This is a genomic window from Micromonospora sp. NBC_00898 (genome assembly GCF_045207895.1).
GTDB lineage: Bacteria > Actinomycetota > Actinomycetes > Mycobacteriales > Micromonosporaceae > Micromonospora.
Map to the genome: position 1 here is coordinate 4,713,550 of NZ_CP108775.1, position 18,205 is coordinate 4,731,754.

10 protein-coding genes and 3 pseudogenes are annotated in these 18,205 nt (G+C 68.7%); 5 read left to right on the forward strand and 8 right to left on the reverse strand.

What is annotated here, in order from left to right:
* Window positions 1–42 precede the first annotated feature (42 nt).
* The 5 genes and pseudogenes from OG799_RS22890 to OG799_RS22910 form a co-directional block, all read right to left on the reverse strand.
* Complete coding sequence (locus OG799_RS22890) at window positions 43–5,382, reverse strand: DEAD/DEAH box helicase (protein WP_406037354.1); 5,340 nt, start codon at window positions 5,380–5,382, stop codon at window positions 43–45.
* A gap of 12 nt (window positions 5,383–5,394) precedes the next feature.
* Window positions 5,395–8,448: a hypothetical protein gene (locus tag OG799_RS22895; RefSeq protein ID WP_406037356.1), complete on the reverse strand. Its 3,054-nt coding sequence runs from the start codon at window positions 8,446–8,448 to the stop codon at window positions 5,395–5,397.
* A complete protein-coding gene (locus tag OG799_RS22900; protein ID WP_406046518.1) occupies window positions 8,445–8,570 on the reverse strand; it encodes a hypothetical protein in 126 nt (41 codons plus the stop codon). Before OG799_RS22900 ends, OG799_RS22895 begins: the two co-directional genes overlap by 4 nt.
* Before the next feature lie 189 nt (window positions 8,571–8,759).
* A pseudogene (locus OG799_RS22905) lies at window positions 8,760–8,954 on the reverse strand (helicase); the annotation flags it as partial.
* Between the two features lie 435 nt (window positions 8,955–9,389).
* The gene (locus OG799_RS22910) at window positions 9,390–10,460 is read right to left on the reverse strand and encodes a hypothetical protein (RefSeq protein WP_406037358.1); all 1,071 of its coding nucleotides are present in this window, start codon (window positions 10,458–10,460) and stop codon (window positions 9,390–9,392) included.
* On the opposite strand from OG799_RS22910, the pseudogene OG799_RS22915 reads away from it, so the two are divergent.
* Window positions 10,459–11,169 (forward strand): annotated as a pseudogene (locus tag OG799_RS22915) (DUF3427 domain-containing protein); the annotation flags it as partial. The gene OG799_RS22910 and the pseudogene OG799_RS22915 overlap by 2 nt on opposite strands.
* Window positions 11,170–11,350: 181 nt before the next feature.
* On the opposite strand, the gene OG799_RS22920 reads toward OG799_RS22915, so the two are convergent.
* Both OG799_RS22920 and OG799_RS22925 read right to left on the reverse strand, forming a co-directional pair.
* On the reverse strand, window positions 11,351–12,160 hold the full coding sequence (locus tag OG799_RS22920; protein ID WP_406037360.1) for an alpha/beta fold hydrolase: 810 nt from the start codon (window positions 12,158–12,160) through the stop codon (window positions 11,351–11,353).
* A gap of 205 nt (window positions 12,161–12,365) precedes the next feature.
* Window positions 12,366–12,947: pseudogene (locus tag OG799_RS22925) on the reverse strand (LuxR C-terminal-related transcriptional regulator); the annotation flags it as partial.
* Window positions 12,948–12,964: 17 nt separating this feature from the next.
* Between OG799_RS22925 and OG799_RS22930 the strand changes: the two are divergent.
* The 4 genes from OG799_RS22930 to OG799_RS22945 all read left to right on the forward strand — a co-directional run bounded on the left by OG799_RS22930 (window position 12,965) and on the right by OG799_RS22945 (window position 15,427).
* Window positions 12,965–13,195 carry an MMPL family transporter gene (locus OG799_RS22930; RefSeq protein WP_406037362.1) on the forward strand — a complete coding sequence of 77 codons (231 nt, stop codon included), beginning with the start codon at window positions 12,965–12,967 and terminating at the stop codon, window positions 13,193–13,195.
* 23 nt (window positions 13,196–13,218) lie between these two features.
* Window positions 13,219–14,133 carry an IS982 family transposase gene (locus OG799_RS22935; protein ID WP_406037067.1) on the forward strand — a complete coding sequence of 305 codons (915 nt, stop codon included), beginning with the start codon at window positions 13,219–13,221 and terminating at the stop codon, window positions 14,131–14,133.
* Between the two features lie 31 nt (window positions 14,134–14,164).
* Window positions 14,165–14,614, forward strand: coding sequence for an MMPL family transporter (locus tag OG799_RS22940; RefSeq protein ID WP_406046376.1), 450 nt, complete (start codon window positions 14,165–14,167; stop codon window positions 14,612–14,614).
* A 162-nt stretch (window positions 14,615–14,776) separates the two neighbouring features.
* Window positions 14,777–15,427, forward strand: coding sequence for a hypothetical protein (locus tag OG799_RS22945; protein ID WP_406037364.1), 651 nt, complete (start codon window positions 14,777–14,779; stop codon window positions 15,425–15,427).
* 152 nt (window positions 15,428–15,579) lie between these two features.
* Here the strand turns inward: OG799_RS22945 and OG799_RS22950 are convergent, their stop codons facing one another.
* On the reverse strand, window positions 15,580–17,985 hold the full coding sequence (locus OG799_RS22950) for a M14 family zinc carboxypeptidase (protein WP_406037366.1): 2,406 nt from the start codon (window positions 17,983–17,985) through the stop codon (window positions 15,580–15,582).
* Window positions 17,986–18,205 lie beyond the last annotated feature (220 nt).

Sequence of the window (18,205 nt, forward strand, 5' to 3'; positions counted from 1 at the left end):
GGCCGAGGTCACGACGTCTGTTCCGGAGAGCGTATGGTCCACTCAGTCGGCCATCAGCTGCGCAATCAAAGCGCCTGGCCGCCTGATCAGTTCGTACGACGTTGCCAACCTCACCCCGCGGTGACGGTTACGGATGCGTGCCACCCGCAGGTTGGGGGATGTCGGGGACCGGTCCTCGAAGGGATGCATGATCGCCAACCCACCCTGCCCCTGCCCGGCGATCACCGGAACCTCGACGTCGGCGATCGTGAGGCCGAAGTCGCGCGCGAACCTCTGGGCGGCCTTCAGGTCGCGCTCACGCTGCCGGTCGATCTCAAGCGGCCGGCCACGGAGCAGGTCGAGCAGGTCGACGGCGAGGCGCCAATCGAGAAGTGGATGCCACGACCGGTTGTTGTAGTCACGCAGACAGCTGTGGCAGCTTGAGTCACAGGGCTGGCCGCCGCCGTGCTCGCCGAGGCCCTTGGCGTAGGCGTCAGCCTCGTCGAATAGGGTTTCGATCTTCTCGGCGAGGCGGGACGCATAGCCGGCGCCGTTCTCGAGGCTGTCGGCGATGAACAGTTCACCGACGAGGTGCTCACCGCGCTTCCTGGGGTGCACGCCGACCTGAATCTCCTCCGGGCCGATGTCCAGCCACTTGACCGCGGCATCGCGCAGCAGATAGCCCAGCGACGCCCAGGCGCCACGGCCAGCGGGCTCCTGGGGATTGATCACGAGCCCGGGCCCCAGCTGGTCGAGGCCGACGACGAGAACGTCGGTCCGCCGCCGCGCGGCGAGAGCGACCGGCTCCCGTACCGGCCCCGCGACGGCGTGGCCCCACAGCTTGGCCCGGTCCTGCCGGTCCTTGTCGGTGAGCAGGCCGAGTTCGATGAGCCCGTTCGCCGGCCACGAGCCCTTCTTGGTGGTCTTGATGGCCGGGTTGAACTCGTAGAGTTCGCCGTTGTTGTCGTTGACGGCGAGGATCTCCCCGTTCGCCGACCGGATGAGTGCGTTGGCGTATTTCTCGTCGGCTACGTCGTCCAGGGCCAGCCTCGGCTGGGAAGCGCGCGCCGTCGGGTCGCCGAGCTGCTCGTAGTCGCGCGGCCAGTAGGACGTCCGATAGCCGAGCGGCTCCGCCAGTGTCACCTGGGCGAAGTCGGGAGCGCCGGCGCCGCAGTGCGGGCACTTGTCGACGGGGGTCGTGGCGATGCCCAGGCACGACTGACAGATTCCGGCCTCCGACAGCGGCCCGAGCGGGTCGTCGGGGCTCTCCTGCCAGGTGCCGTCCGGCCGCTGCATGTAGGCGACGACCCCGACGGCAGTGTGCACCGACTTGTCCTTGACCACTTCAGAGCCCGGCGCGAACTCGGAGATGGCGATCCCGGAGTCCCGATCCAGGGTGTTGGGCTCTTCCCAATTCTTCGGCCGGTCGGTGTAAAGGACTCGCACCTGCGTCGGGAAGCCGAACATGGGCAGCAGACCCGCCTGTGCGAGAGCCTCCGACAGGGCCGGCACACGCGCTCCCTGGGCAACCGTGGCGATCCGGTCGGCCAGCTCGTTCGCCGCCCAGTCGGCCAGCTTAGCGGCCGTGGCCGGATCGATCCGAGTCGCGGCGAGCAGACTTCCGGCGATGGCGGCCCAGGTGTCGCGTCCGGCGGCGAGGGTGTCGCGAACGGCATCCGCGAGGCCGGCGTGGTTCAGCCAGTCGTGGGCCGACCCGAACTCGCCGTGCACGCTGCGGCCACCGTCGAAGGCCAATTGAGCTGCCGCCCTCCGGAAGGCGCGGGTCAGGACCTCGGCCGTGAACGCGCGAGTCAGGATCGGCTGGGACCGCATGTCGAGGAACGGCTGTGGCGGCTCATCACCGGTGATCGACGCCGGGTTGGCGAAGTAGTGCTCGTCGTGGCTGCGGGCGCCGCGGCACACGGTGAGCGCAATGGCGAGATGTTCGCTCCGTCGCCCGGCACGGCCGACACGCTGCTGATAGTTGAAGCGCTGGGGAGGCATGTTCGCCATGACGACGCCGCGCAGGGCGCCGATGTCGACACCTGCCTCCATCGTCGTCGTGACCGACAGGATGTCGATCTCGTCGGCCTTCTTTACCTCCGTTCCGGCCAGGAAGACACCCTGGAAGCGGGCCTGCCGAGCCTGGGCCTCGAGCGGATCCGTCTGCCCGGTGAGCTCTTCGCAGTGGAACCGGTAGGCGCCGCCGTCCTGATCGGCGAGCCAGGCGTAGTAATCCTCCTTCGCGGCATCGGACGGCTCCGGCTCAGCCGGCAGCTGTCGGTAGCAGGTGATGCAGATGCCGGCGCTGGGGTGCAGATGCTTGGTGCGACAGGTCATGCACCGCCAGATCTGCGGCTTGTCGACGAGGGCAATACGCATCTCGTTCGGGTCCACGCGGAAGCCGGAGGCCTGGCCCGCCTTGACCCGCTGGCCCACCGCGTCGGCCAGGCCCTCGCCGTCGAGACCACAGGGGTACACGTTCGCCACGGCCTCGGCGTACTCCACCAACTGCTTCGGCCAGTAGCTCTCGGTGTCGGTCGTCCATGGGAGACGACGGCGACGCCCCAGGATTCGCAGCGCCGAGCAGGCGAACTGGTGTGCCACCGCGGGATCGAGCGAGCCGAGGGAGATGGCCGCCGCAGGAACGACGTGCGCCACGCCGAGCGACTCCGCGTCCCGATCACCGCCCGCGAACACAGTCTTGACCACCTGCTCGGCGAGTGCCCGCTGAATCTTATCGAGCAGGCCCGCGCCCTCGGCGTCCAGGAAGGCGCCACGGTCGCGTACGGGGTGGACGTCCCAGTCGAACAGGCTGGTCCACGACAGGTCGTCGCGCAGGCGGTTGAGCGAGGGCGCCGGACCGCCCGGATTGACCCCGAGTTCCAGCAACATCGGCTGCAACTGACTGACGAGGTCGACGAGGCTCGGCCGTCCGCCCAACGTCTCCATCGCGCCCTGCAGCGCGCGCTCATCGGCGGAGGTAAGCGGAAAGCGATTCGACTTCTTCATGACCGCCATGGCGGCGTTGGGGTCGGTGGCTTGTAGGCGCTCCAGGAATGCCGTGGTCTCGGGGCTGGAGTCGCCGCCGAGCAGCTTCTGCAGCAGGCCACCGTCTTCCGATTTCTCCCGCAGCGTCTTGAAGAGCAACGCCCGGATGAGGTCCAGGTAGTGCGCGAGTTCAAGGTTGGCCGCCACTCGCGCGGCGCCCTGCCGGCTGTCGGAGAACGTGACGAGGTGAGATTGGAGCCGCCGCTTGAGGGCGCCGGTCAGCACCTGGTTGGCCCGGTCGAAACCAACACCTTGGGTACGGATCGAGGAACGCGACCGCTGACGGTCCTCGACCCGCTTGCTCTTCCGCACCCACTCCCAGTCGTCACCGCAGGACGGGCAAATCGTGGGATAGGCCGGCATCCGATCCTCGGCGCCGTTGGCGGAGAGGCTGTAGACGAAGCCAGTGCGCTGCTGCCTCGGGTTGCGCTCCAGCATGCCGGTACCCGGGGAGAGCCGGGCCTTGACAAACTTCATCTGGTACTTGGGCGCCTTGGGATCGGCGGCCGTCGGGGTGCCCTTGCGCTGCCATTGCGTGGTGCCGACCGGCTCCCGGTCGGTGGGCCAGTACAACCGGTAGTTCTGGCCGTTGCGGCCGGTCGGAGCGCGGTCCGGCAGCTCGTTGAGGGAGGCGATCGAGGAGACGAGAAACTCCCGGCCGGAGGCGCGGGCGACATAGCCGCCGAGCATGCTTTCGCCGCATGACTGGCAGTAGAGCAGCTCCAGAACGCGGGAACCGCACTCGCAGGTGAACCGCTGCGCCGCGTACAGAGCCCCGATGCGACGCTCGGGTGACCGCAGCTTCTCGGATACCTGAGGACAGTCAGGGTCGACGCATGCCCACAGACCCTGCAGCGTGCGGACGAAGAGGTGCCCACGCAGCCGGGCGGCAGGCGAAGGCTGCTGTTCCAGCAGCGCGGTGAGTTCGTCGAGCGCCTTCCGCGCCTGCTCCGGAGCGGTGTCTGGGAAGACCTTGCCGGCGACCGTCGCGATCGAGCGGGGCCGGAACTCGCCGTTCTCGGTCATCGCGAGGGTGAGAGCCCGTTTCACGGAGTCATCCGTGGGCAGGTGTTCGACTTTCACCTCGCCCGCGAGCAAGGGCGCCGTCAGGGCCCGCAGGTCGTCGGCGCCGTCCGGAACCTTGTACTCGGCCTTGATGAAGGTGAAGCTCGAGCCGTTCTGCCGGGCGAAGAACTCGCTGAGGAAGCCACGACCCTCGGCGTCGTCCTGGATGCTCGCGGAGGTTCCGATCACTCGGAGCTGTTCCGGGCGCCTGTCCAGGCCGAGCGCGGTCATGAGCCGCCGGAGCAGGTAGGCCACCTCGGTGCCGGAGGTGCCCCGGTACATGTGCAACTCGTCGATGACCAGACTGAACTGGTGCGTCGGCGAGGCCTCCAGCCACCGACGGGTCGCCTCGATCATCGGAGCCTCGTCCGAGCGGGACAGCGCGATCGACAGCATGCTGTAGTTGGTGATCAAAATGTCCGGTACGGCGTACTGCATGTCCCACCGTGAGCGCATCTCCGCGCCATCCAGGGCGGGCAGGAAGTAACGCCAGCTCTCCTCGATATCGCCGTCGGCGATGCCCTGCAACAGGCGCTGGTGGCGGGCCTCCGCCGCGCGCATCAGCTTGGAGAGCCGCTTGACCTTGTCCGGGGTAGCGGTCTGTCGCGTGCCCGGCAGGGGTGTCCGACCGGTGTAGCGGCCGAAGTAGAAGCGATGACCCGGTCGATTCTGCGCCAGCCAGCCACGCGCCGCGGGCGAGTCCAGAGCGGTGCGCAGGCGGACCATCTGGTCCTCGACGAGCGCGTTCATCGGATAGAGAAGAAGCGCGCGGATGCCGGGAAGCCGGCCCATCTCACCGCCGCGCTGGGGCTGGAAGGTTCCGTTGCCGCGCCACCACGAGGCCGCGCTCGGCGTGGACGACTGCGTCTTCCAGGCACGCGACTCCTTCACCAGCCGGGCGAGCACCGGAAGGAGGAAGGACTCGGTCTTACCGGAGCCGGTTCCCGTGCCAACGACGACGTCGTCGCCGGCCAGCGAGGCGCGCAATGCCTCCTCCTGGTGCTGCCAGGGCGACGGATGCGGGAGCAGCCCCGCGTTCACCAGCGCGGCCGCCTCCGGCAGGCCGACGCTGTCGAAGATCTCGGCCATGGAGGAGGCCGACGACGGGTACGACGGCATCAGCTCGACGTAGGGATCGATAAACACGGTGCCACGCTGGCTGAGAAGCTGGCGACGCTCCTGCTCCAGTGCGGTGTCCCGCAGCTCGTAGGCCGTTTCGTAGTAGCGCAGGAACGCGTCCTCGAGGTATTTCTGGAGCCCGTCGAGGGTCAGCGCGGAAGAGGTCATCTGTCGACTCACCTATGCCAATTTCGTCGTGATGTCGGTGTGTACGGGATTCTGCGCCAGAACATGGGCGACGTGCTCCATGGTGTGCGCGTCAACGTTCTCGTAGATCAGGTAAAGAGAACCGTCGGTTCGCGACGACGCCGCGCGCGGCGGCAGACCGCTGCGCAGAACGAGCGAGCGAGCTAGCAGCTTCGGCAGCGGAACGCTTGTCGGGACCGCTAGGAGCCGTCGCGCGCCCCCGTCCGCGAGGACGAGACTGGTCTTGCCGACCGCCACGCGCCCAAGCCACTCACCGACCGCGAACTCCACCTGCACCAGTTCGGCGCCGAGCGCCGCTCGCCAGGCGAAGACCTTCCGATGACGCAGCCGGTAGCAGTACAGGCCCGGCGCCGCGTCGGAGGAGACCGGAGCCCACTCGAAGGAGCCGTTGGCGGCGCGGCGGCGCAACCACATCTCCCGGCCCGGCGACATGGTCAGCCGCTCGCCGACCAGGTCCAGCTGCCGGATGCCGGGCTGCATGGCGAGCAGCGCGTCGGCCAACAACCCGGTCAGACCGACACCCAGGCGCTGGAGGCCGATGCGGACGCTCACGCGGTACGCCGGATCCCACTCGACGTAGACCGCCTGAGGTCCGGCCGGGCAACCGCTGCGATCCATTGGCGTGCGGACGTGCACCTCCCACGACGACGCCGCCCCAGCCACGAGCGGATCGCGGTCATCCGGGTCGTTGAGGCGCTCAAGGAGCCGGAAGGGCCGCGAGCCGGTCAGGACGTACAGCCCTGAGGACGCGGGCAGCGCGACGAGCGTCGCCGGCGTGACGCCGATCTGCGTGGTGTCGTAGTCGCGCTCGATGTGGCCGAGTGCCTCGAGGATGCGCAGCGCACGACGCCATCGGGCGGCCAGCGACGAGAAGCCGTGGCGCATGCAGGCCCACTCCCAGGTGGCGGTGAACGCCTGAACCGAGGCCCGCCCGTGCTCCCGCTCCGAGAGCCAGGTCAGCACATCGTCGAACGGGTTGTTGACGAGCGGTCCATCAGACACATCGCTTCGCGTGAGTGCTGGGCTCTGCTTGGACCATGACGACCGGGGGCGGCTGGCGTTGCGGGTCTGCATCGCCTGGCCCAGGATCCAGCGGATCCGGGCGTGGGGCGGTCCGATCCATGTCCACGAGTTGAGAGTCAACACCAGCGACGGGATCGCGTCCGGGCGCGGCTGGGTCTCGGCCTTCCCGTCCATGCGCTGAGCGCTGGGCGGCACGGCGATCGCCTGGGTGCTGCCGCCGCGGGTATTGCGGACCACCAGACAGGCCACCGGTGAGGAGGTGGTGCGGATCGCCGCCAGCACGTCCATCGCAGCCGGCTCCAGGTCGAGGGTCCGCAGCCACCAGGGAGCGCCTGGGTGAATCTCGCTGACCTCGCCACTTTCCGTGATGATCAGGACCTCGGAGAGCGGATTCCGTCTGATCACGAGCGGCTCGGTCACCTCAACGCCGTGCAGCGACGCACCGGCGAGGGAGATCTGCGCCGCGCAGCTGCGCGTCGCGGACCCGAAGGCGTAGGCGTCACGGCGCCGCTCGACCGCCATCGAGATCCCCCCGGCCACCGCCGTCTCGTGTACGTACTCGACGCTCTGGAACGAGAGCTTGCCGCTCGTTGACTCAACGCCGTGGCCGCCGGGCGTGAGGACGAGATCGGCGAGGCTCAACCGATGCGTATCCGGTGCGACGGCCACCGGCACGTCGTCGACCTTCACCTGAGTGGGCTGGTCACCCTCGAAGAGCACATCCGGCTCGCCACCGACGAGATAGGTGTTGGCCCACAGGCGCAGACCGCCCTGCAAGACCGACCGTCGTTCGTCACTGGCCGCCGGGTGCGCGAGGCGCAGGCACTCGAGGACCGGCCGCTGGACGGGACTCAGCTCTACCCCCTTGAGCCACATCCAGTCGACCATTCCCGAAGGATGCTCGCTGGGGTCGATGCCGGCCGCGCGGAGAGCGGACCGGACACGGGGCAGCCAGTCCTGGCGAACCAGGACATCGGCCACGTCGGGACGGGTCCAGGTCCGCACCTGCAGCAGTCCGTTGACGAGCGGATCCTCTCGCATGACGTAGACGACCTCACCGCCAAAGCGCATGACCACGCCGTCCGCCAGCCGGTGCTCGACACCGTCGCGCAACAGGGCTTCATCCGGCACCTTGGGCACCACGGTGAGCAAGCTGTCGGACTCCTCGACGACGCGCTGTTCACCGTCGCCGAGGTCGACGGTCCAGCCCAGCATCGCGTCGTCTACCGGAACCGCTCCGCCGAAGGATCGCGTCCAATTGTCGTACTGCAGCAGGCCCTGGCGACCGGGCCGAATCTGCACCCGCGGACCCTCGCGAGACCAGCGTGCTGCCTCCTCGTCGAACACGTCCCGGAGGATGTCGAGCGCGGGTTCCTGCTGAAAGCGGCGCCAGAGGTCCGGCCGGCGCAACCGCAGCCAGGTCAGCAGCCCGTCGAACGACACCCTGCCGGCACTGGCCGCGAAGTAGTCGTCGAGTTGAAGGCGATCGGAGAAGCGCACAAGCCCTTGGCTGCGCGCCCACCCTTGTAGAGACCAGTGTGGATGCATCTGCGCGGTCTTCAAGCCGTAGACGCTGCCCGGACCGTCCAACCAGGAGTTCCAGGTGCTCCAGAGCAAGTGCACGTCGGTTCCGTAGCCGGGCGGCGGGGCGGGCATCTCCGGCAGACCGAGGAGCCGATTCTGGCAGCGGTAGATGCCGTGACTAGCGCCGATCGGCTCCTCCGTGACCGCGAGGACCGTCATGGCCAAGTGCGCCACGAACGGCGGCTCGCCGATGAAGCCGGACCGGCGCCAGGTCATCGCCGCCCGGGCTCCGCGCCGAAACGGATCGACGCTCATGGACGCGCGAAACGCGCGGCTAAAGTCGTCGACGGCGGCCTGGGGAGGCATACCCGACAGCTTGGCCAGGAGATCTCGATCGACATACAGATACAGCCGCTGCCCCTGCCGTCCTCGCAAACGGACGTCGTCGAGCAGCTCGGTGTTCCACTCCGTCAGGTTCACACGCACCCCCGGCCCGTCCAGGCCCCCTCGCGGGCGGTGAGCAGGGTGAGCGCCTCCCGCAGGTGCCGGGCGAGTTCGTCGAGGGCGGGCCGGCCGAACGCCCGTACCTCCGGCAGCACCACACCTGCGACGACGAGCCGGTCCAGCTGGGAACTTGACCACGACGTTGGGATGGACCTGCTCGCCTGAGGGGATGAACGTCCAACAGCTCCCCGATATCGGCGCGCGCCCACGATGCAGGCATGACGATGTCGCGGCGTCAGCACCAGAGCCGGCTCGAGGTGGAAGGCAGTTGCGTCCCGCCGTCCTGCGTCGACCTGCTCGTTCGTCTGCGCGATGACGCTCCGCGGCTCGCCGCTGGCGGCGAGTTCCACGGCGGCGCGCACGACGAGGGTCGATTCGCCGGCCCCTGGCGGCGAGTCGACCACACCGTCCCGGTGTTTTCCGGAGCGCAGGTCAGCAAGGACCGTCGAGACCACGCGCTCTGCCTCCACCCCAGGCGGCAGTGCCAGCTCGGTATGCACCGTCACCCCACTTCCCACTGACGGTGCTCGGACCCTATCGCCGTGAGTCCTGCTGGCGGGACCCCCGCGTATTCAGCCGTTTAGCCGGTCCCCGCTGCCCTGTTTGCGCTGTCAATAGCCTCGGAAGTTGATATTGCTGCGGAGCAATCAGTGATGGGAATCGACGCCGTTTGCGCTGGTCAGCGGTAGTGGCCGGCAGCCCGGGCTAGTGAGCCAGGGCCACGGCGCGAGGTGGATAACAGGGGCCCGACCCAGCCGCCCGGCTGTGCAGCGAAGCCTTTCAGCCTGTCCGACATCTGACAATCGCGGGATCAAAGGTGGCGGCCCAAGCGAACGCGGCCGCGCACCCAGTGCCCCACAGTGCCAGCAGGGCGTCGACCGGTCTGGCCGCGAACGATCGTCGCCCCTGGACGGGAGTCAGCGCACGCCGTACGCCCGGATTACGTCCTGGGTGACCTTGACGCCGTGCTCGTCGGTGAGCTGGACGCGCAGGGTGACGTTGCGGCCGGCGGCCGACGAGTTGTCCACCGTGGCCACGTACCCGGCACCTCTCGAGGTCACCGGCACCTCCACCCAGGTCGTGCCATCATCGAGGCTGGTCCACACCTTGGCCGAGACGATCCGGCCGGCGTCGTAGTCCGCCTGACCCGCGCCGGAGACGGCGATCTCGAAGCCGGGAGCCGCCGGGGTGAGGTTGTACTCGTCGAGCGGCAGGTCGTATGTCGGGATGACCAGCGGCAGCACCGCGACCGTGTCGTCGTCGGCCGGCCGCTGCGAGCGAAACTCGAAGTCGGTGAGCGTCCGGGTCGACATCCGCCAGTTCGGCGCCTGCACGCCGCCGGCGGTGCCCTTGTTGGTCATGACATTCAGCCGGTAGTCGGCCGGCCCGGTCGAGACCACCCACTGCTCGGCCGCAAACGGGCTCTGGCCAAGCGACGTGCCGTTCTCGAACAGGGTCGCCAAGCCGAAGTCCCCGAAGTCCGAGCTGAAGGTGTAGTAGCCCCCGGCGTCCCGGTAGTAGGGGAACGCCGCGCCCATCAGGTTGGCCTGCCGCCCGCCCATGTGCGCCGGCCGGAAGTCGGCGCCGATCGCGATGCCGGTCGGCACGGGCTGCTTGTACCAGCTCGTGCTCGCCCGCTCGCCGGCCTGGTAGGTGGTCGGCACCGACGCGAGCACCTCGGTGAAGATCGGTCCGCTCATCGCCATCGGCTGCCAGGCGACGCCCGGTGAGAAGTACGCCGTGCGCCGCTGCGGCGACTCGACCGCCTGCCGGTTGCCGAGGAAGACCCGCGTGCCGTACGGACGCACGGCCGACGTCAGATCACCGAACGTGCCGCCCGTGCGCTGCGCGTACCACTGCTCGTCGACCGCGGCCACGTCCGAGTCGGCGGCGTCGAAGGACTGCACGTTCGGCACCTTGTGGTCACTGGTCAGCGCCAGGTTGTAGACGTGCGGACTGTTCGCGATGCCGGTCCACGACAGTGTCACCGACCACGTCGACCGGCTGGACCTGCTGGCCCGAGTCGCAGGCGGCGAGCAGCCCGTTGGCGACCGGCTGCTGGAAATGCTGCACTTCAGCCTCTGGGGGCCGTCGGTGCCACTGACCGAGCGAGACGCCCGGCTGAGGCGGCTCTGGTCGGAGCCCGCACGCTGCGCGGAGCTGCGCCAGGTCGCCGAGGTGCTCCGCGACCGGATCCACGGGATGACGGTGGCGCCGCTGTCAGGCCGGGTGCCGCTGCGGGTGCACGCCCGCTACAGCCGCAACGAGGCGTGCGCGGCCTTCGGGATGGCGAACCCGGGGTCGCTGCGCGAGGGGGTGAAGTGGCTTGAGTCGGAGCAGGCGGACCTCTTCTTAGTCACCCTGGTCAAGTCCGAGGAGCACTACTCCCCCACGACCATGTACGCCGACCGGGCCATCACCGACAGCCTGTTCCAGTGGGAGTCCCAGAGCACCACATCGTCGGCGTCGGCGACCGGACAGCGCTACATCCAGCACGCCGAAAGCGGGTCGACGGTGCACCTGTTCGTCCGGGAGACCAAGCTCGCCGACCGCGACCTGGGCGCGCCGCCGTACCTGTACGCCGGGCCGATGACGTACCAGGAGCACACCGGCGACCGGCCGATGCGCATCCTCTGGCGCCTGCACCACCCGCTCCCCGCCGACATGCACGCCGCCGCCCGGGCGATCGCCGCCTAGCCGCGACGCACGCCCGTAACGCCATCGACGTTCAGCAGCGGTGCGAGACCGGCCTTGAGAAAGAACAACGCGCTAGCTGGTGGCTGAGGTTCAGGGGATAGCAGGGCGGCGTTGACGAGGTTGCGCGCGGGTGGGAGGCGGCCGACGACGTCGCCGCGTTCTCCGTCGAGGAGTGGTGTCGCTAGGCGGGCGAGCTGGTGAGATCGGCCATTACCTGACTTAGGGTCGCGGCGAAGCTGACGGGATGCATGAAGTGGCCGAGGTGGCCGCCTCTGATCGGGGTGCAGGGGATGTTCAGCCGGCAGGCCAGCTCACGCGCGCTCTGGCCGTAGAACGTGGACTCGCTTTCGGTGCCCGCCAGCACGGCGATCGGCGCTCCGGCGCGGGCAAGCTGTGCGATGTCTGGCAGGTAGCTGACCGCATGGGGCAGCTCGTGCCGCAGGGAGAAGGCCCGTTCTTCGGTTCCGCCCGAGAACGGCGGTATGGCCGGTGGGATGAAGCCCTCACCCGGGCCGCTGCCCGCGTGCACCGCGGCCATGAACTGCGCGAAGGCGGCCTCCGTGTCGGCGGCGTGGATGATCTGATCGAAGAACGCACGCCAGGTGGGCGCGTCGGTCAAGAGTTCGATCATGATGGGTTCGTGCACGACCAGCGCCTGAACGAGGGAGGGATGGCGTGCCAGCATGTCGACGGCGATGACCGCGCCGTAGCTCGTCCCGAAGACGGTCGACCTACTGCGACCCAGGTGGGCCAAGAGCTGGGCTGCGAGGTCGGCCTGGTCCCGCACGGTGTTGTCACGGTCGCGCGGGCCGGAGCTACGGCCATGGCCGGGGAGATCGTAGGTGATGACAGTCCAGCGATCGGCGAGCTGGTTGCCCAGCGCCTGGTAGACAGCTGACACACCCGGTCCGCCGGGAATCAGCAGCAGCGGTGGGCCGTCGCCATGGATCTCGTAGAAGATCTCCGCGTCGCGGTGCGGGAACAGGCCCACGACTACCTCGCTTTCCTCGCCGGCAATGCCACGTTCGGCCTGCTGTTGTCGCGGACCAAGGTCCCTATCAGGGTCATGCCCGCATTCTGGACCGGCCGCGAGACGACCAACAGCGGTCAGATGGCCGGACCTGCGGCGACACCGCGATGGCCGAGCACCGCCGAGCGCCGGCCAGGTCTGGCCGCGCAGGACGCCGGTAGCGGCCTCAGCCGTTGAGGTACGCGAGCACCGCGAGCACCCGGCGGCTGTCGTCATCGGACGGTGGCATCCCCAGCTTGCTGAAGATGTTGTTGAGGTGCTTGCTGCCGGACTTCTCCGTGACGAACAGCCGCCCGGCAATCGCGCCGTTCGACCGCCCCTCAGCCATCAGCCCCAACACCTCCCACTCCCGGGCGGTGAGTTCCCCACGCCGCTGCGCGCCGGTGTTGCGGGCCAGCAACTGGGAGACCACGTCGGGGCCCATCACCATGCCGCCGTCTGCCACTCGGCGCACCGCGTCGATGAACTGGCCGACGTTCGACACCCGGTCCTTGAGCAGGTAGCCGACTCCCCCAGCCCGGTCGGCGAGCAGTTCCCCGGCGTACCGCTGCTCGACGTGCTGGGACAGCACGAGGATCGGCAGCCCGGGAAGCTGCGTCCGGGCCATGAGCGCCGCCTGCAGGCCCTCGTCGGTGAAGGTCGACGGCAGGCGTACGTCGAGGATCGCGACGTCGGGGCGGTGCCGGGCCAGCGCCGGCAGGACGGACGGCCCGTCGGCGACCGCCTCAACCACCTGGAAGCCGTACGCCGAGTGCGCAGGCCCTCATGGGCGGGGACACCGCGTACCTGCTGGACGAGGAGCGGACGGTCGGCCGGGACAACCTCGTGGTGGTCCCGCTGGTGCTGGCGGTCGTCTTCGGCATCCTCGTGCTGCTGCTGCGCGCGCTGGTCGCGCCGCTGCTGTTGCTGGCCAGCGTGGTCCTGTCCTACACGATCTATTCCAAGGGGTGCGGGGCAGCGAACAAGAGCGAGGGTGTCCATGATCGACGTTGCTGAGCAACGATGACCATGGAGGCCACGTGCACGTCGATCGGGACACCCTCGCCACCGCACTCTACGTGAAGATCGACGATGAGTTGAAGGCGTCACCCCAGCTCAACCGGTGGCGGCCAGCGGTCGGTATCGGTCCGAAGATCACCGACGCGGAGTTGATCACCCTTGCGGTGTTGCAGTCCGTGCTGGGGTACCACAAGGAAGCCCGGTGGATCCGCTACGCCCGCAACAACCTGCTCCACCTGTTTCCCGACCTGCCCAAACAGCCCGGATACAACAAGCGACTACGTACCCTGACCTCGCAGATCACCCACTTCATCCGGCTGCTGACCTTGGACACCGACCTGTGGCAGCACCCGGTGCGCATCGCCGACTCCACCCCGGTGGAGTGCGGACGCTCCCGCGAGACCGTGAAACGCTCTGACCTGGCCGGCTGGGCCAGCTACGGCTACTGCGCCTCCCACTCCCGCCGCTTCTGGGGACTGCGCCTACACCTGGTCACCACCGTGCACGGCCTGCCCGTCGCGTTCGCCCTGACCACCGCCAAGACCGACGAACGCGAGGTCCTGGTCGACCTGTTCGACCTGGACAACGGCCTGTTGACCCACCCCGACGGGCTGATCCTGATCGTCGACAAGGGCTACCGCGACGCCGCCATCGAACAGCAGCTGACCGAACGCGGCGTCACCATGATCCGCCCCGCCTACCGCACCGAACCGCCACGCCCCGGACGGGCACTGCTACGCGCCCTGCGCCAGAGCATCGAGTCGGTCAACCAAACCTTCAAAGGCCAACTCGACCTCGAACGACACGGCGGACGGACCCCCGCCGGCGTGGCCGTACGCGTCTTGCAACGCATCCTCGCACTCACCGCCGTGATCTGGCACAACTGGCACACCGGCCAGCCAGTCCTACGGTCCCTGACCGCATACGACCACTGACCCCTTGGAATAGATCGTCTACGCCGCCGCGCTGGGCGCGGCCGGGCTGATCCTCGACAAGATGGGCTACCCGAAGCTCTTCGTCGGGATCCCGCTGCAGACGTTCCTGTTCCTCGTCGCCCTCGGCGTGGACTACACCATCTTCCTCACCACCCGGGCCCGGGAGGAGACGGCGCGGCTCGGGCACCGGCAGGGCGTGCTGCACGCGCTGACGGTGACCGGCGGGGTGATCACCAGCGCGGGCGTGGTGCTGGCCGCCACCTTCGGCGCGCTCAGCGTGCTGCCGCTGGTGCCGCCGGTGCAGACGGCGGTCATCATCGACCTCGGGGTGCTGGTCGACACGTTCCTCGTCCGCAGCCTGCTCGTCCCGGCGCTGGCCCTGCACCTCGGCCCCCGCACCTGGTGGCCGAGCGCCCTGGCGCGGCTGGCATTCCGGCCGCTGGCCAGCGCAGCGGTCGAGCGGGTAGCGGCGAGGTCATAGAACTGCGTGCCACAGGACCAAGCACGGGGGTCCGGCCGAGCGGACCGGACGCCCGATCGCTTGCCTCAAGGCCGGTCCAGGCGCTCCCGCAGCGGCCGGATCATGCCGACGTCCGGGCGGACGTATCCTGGGGCCCCTCTTCTCTCAGCAGTTGGAGTAGCCATGCCGATCGGCATTCCGGCACCGCTCGTCACCGGTGGGGGCCAGATGCTCCAGTTGTGCACGCGGCACGGTGAGGGGGCAGCCCAGCACAAGCGGGTGCTGTTCAAGTCGAAGACGCCATCGTGGACGTACCTGCTCATCCCGTTCGGGCTGCTGCCGTTCGCGGTCGTCGCCATGGTGCTGGAGAAGCGGGTAAGGGCGTCGGCGTGGCCGTTCTGCGCGCGCTGCGTCAAGTTGCGTACCGGCCGGCTGCTCGCCGGCATCGGCATGGTGGTCTTCGCCATCCTGGCCGTGGTCGTCCTCGCCGCCGCCGTCCCGGACGGCACGTCGTCCGTCGGTCCGATCGTCCTGGGGTTCGTGGCGCTGCTTTTCGTGGGGCTGCTACTTGGCGCGAACGCGGGCTGGCCCCTGATCGCTTCGGCACACGTGTCGCGCGACGGCAGCGCGATCGAGGTGCGAAACGCCCACCCCCGATTCGCCGAACAGGCCGCGGCGCTACAGCAGTGGGCCGCGCAGCAACAATGGGCGGCGCAGCAGCAGTGGGCGGCGCAGCAGGGCTACCGCCAGCCGCAACAGTGGCAACCGCACCACGCCCACCCGCAGGACCCGCAGCAGCAGCCGCCCGGCCCCGGCGGCACCATGCCCTCCTGAGCCGCCTCCCCCGGCCGGATGCCCGATCCGTCATCTCAGCGGTTGTCGAGCCGTTCCGGGCGCGCCTCCAGCGCCCGATCGCGGGGCCGGCCTTCCACAGGCTGGTGGCCGCCGACCCGTGATCGGCGGCCACCAGCGTTCAAGCGGCGAGGCTATTGGACGGCTACCGCCTGCTTGTTGTAGTTCTTGCCCTCACCGTCCGGCTTGTAGTTGCTCTCCACATTGCCGGCGATGTCGATCGAGAACCAGTTGACGGTGGTGTCGCTGTTCACCGTGATGCTCTGAACGCCCTCGCGCATGCCGGCCAGAGCGAGCTTGGGCGAGTTGTACGTCGGCCGGCTGCCATCGAGCGTGTAGTAGACGTTCGCCGGCTCGCTGGTGCTGAAGGTGAAGGCCGCGACACCCGGTTCCTGCTTGACGATCTTCAGTTTGGTCTGCGGCTGGATCTTGTCCGTCGCGTACGCCCGGGCCACCTCGAGGATGGCGATGTTGCCGTTGGCGAACTCCATCGCCTCCTCATGCCCCTCGGCGAACGGCGGCTGGAAACCGACCGCGGTAAACCGCTTGGTCGTCGGGTTGTAGACGTCCGCGCCGACCTCGAAGTCCCAGCCGATGATGCCCCGGTTGTACCAGTGCTCGTCGGCGCTGTTGCCGGCAGCCGAGTACAGCACGTCGGTCACCGGTCCGGTGCGGCCCGGCCAGATCGCCGTGCCACGGTATTCCTGCACCCGGGAGAGGATGTAGTCCGAGGAGGTCCAGAAGTACGCCTCGGTGCCCTGGTCCACCCGCGGCAGCACCTCCCGCCCCGCGGCCTTGTACGCCCCTGGCGGCCACATGAAGTACCCGCCGTAGGAGTGGGTGTTCATGGAGAGCTTGATGTTCGGGAAGTTGTCGACCAGCCAGACCTCGTTGCGCGCCTCTGGCTCGGACAGCTCGCCCGGACCGGCGAAGGTCTCGCCGGTGCAGTTGGTCGCCGACGCGCCGGTGTAGCCGTCGAAGACGGAACCGACCGAGAAGTTCCGGTTGATGTCCACGCCCCATGCGTTGCGCGCAGCGGGGTCCGCCAACGACGCCGCGCAGTAGTTGGTCATGTTCTTCCGCTGCATGTTGTAGTCGTACATGCTGTAGTGCGCGCCGTCCGGGTTGACGACCGGCAGGATGAAGATGTCCAGGTCGTCGACGATCTTGCGGGTGTTCGGGTCCTGCGCGTAGTTGCGCAGCAGCCGCTCGGCCGACTCCACGCAGACCAGTGGGGTCACCCACTCCCGGGCGTGCTCCTGGCAGTAGAGGAAGACACCGACCTTCGAGCCGTCGCGGTGCTTGCCGATCCGCAGCGCCTTCATCTGGAACGGCTCGCGGGACACGCTCGCCGGTGCCTTCAGGTTGTCGGTCAGCATGGTCACCGCAGCCGCGGCCACCACGCCCGTGCCGGCGTTACCCCGGTAGGTGCTGGCCGTGAGCAGCTTGGCCGCGTCGGCATTGCCGTTGACCGCGGCGACGACCTGCGCCGCCGTGCTGGTGATCGCGCCGGAGCCGTTGGTGGCCAGGCTCACCGTGACGGCCTTGCCGGACACGCTCACCGTCAGCGGAGCGTTCGCCGCGGCCGGGTCGACCAACGACATGGTGACGTCGTTGCCGCCCTCGGAGCCGTACGCCGTCGAGGTGACGTAGACGATGCTCGCTGCAGCGGTGCCGAACTGCGCCTGCGCCTTGCGCCGGTAGCCGTTCGTCTTGTACGGCAGATCGATCAGCTCGGTCAGCTTCGGGTACTCCGCGGCCAGCCCGGTGAACCGCGCGGTGACCTCCGTCGGATCCAGGTAATGGTCGACGAAGTCCGACACGTACGGGTGGTCACCGGTGACCTTGCGCGGGCTGCCCAGCCACTTGGCGACGTCGACCGTGACCGAGCCACCCTTGTTGCTGGTGATGGTGGCCTTGGCCGGCGCGGCGTTGATGGCGACCGGGTTGCTGAACCGGTGGTACATGTACTGGCCGGCGTCGGTGAACCGGGACATGGTGGCGGTGCCGCCGGAGCCGATCGCCGTGCCGGGCCCGCTGTCCCAGCTCGCCGTCAGCACCGTCGTCGAGTCGGTGCCGGCGCTCGACTTCACCTCGATGTTGAGGAAGAGCTGGTTGTTGAGGCTGGAGAACCATTCGGACCGCAGCACGGTCAAGGTGTCGGTGCTGGCCGTCGCCGCCATCGCGGCTCGGATCGAGGCGGACCGCTCGGCCATGTTGTCCGCGTAGTCGCTCTGGTCGGAGATGGCGTCCTGCACGTCGAAGCCCTTGTCCCGCAGCGCCTGGCTCTCCTCCGGGCTGAGGATCGCGTGCACCTCGATGCCGTTGTCGACCGGCTTGACGTACTCGGCGAGGTCGACGCCGAGTTCGTTGAGGCGGTCGATGCCCGACTTGTCGGCGACGACGATGCGCATCAGGCCGACGCCGTTCTGTTCGCCGGTCGACGACCGGTCGGGCACCACCGCGCTGCCCGACGTCGGACTCGCCAGGCCGGGTGCGCTGACGGCGAGCGCCAGCGGTAGCACGAGCAGGGCCAACAAGCGGCGCGGTCCGTTGGATCTTCTTGTACTCCTCATGAGAGTCCTTCCAGGCGAGGCGATCCTGCCGGCCGCGCAGTCGAGGTCAGACGACCTCGGCTGCCGCAGCTCCGCAAAGTGTGATCGCCGCCTCACCGTCAGTCAAGATCGATGGGTGCAGGACGGACGTTGGCCTCAGCCACATGTCCTTCTTGGACCGTTAGGGCGAACGGCTGATCACGGG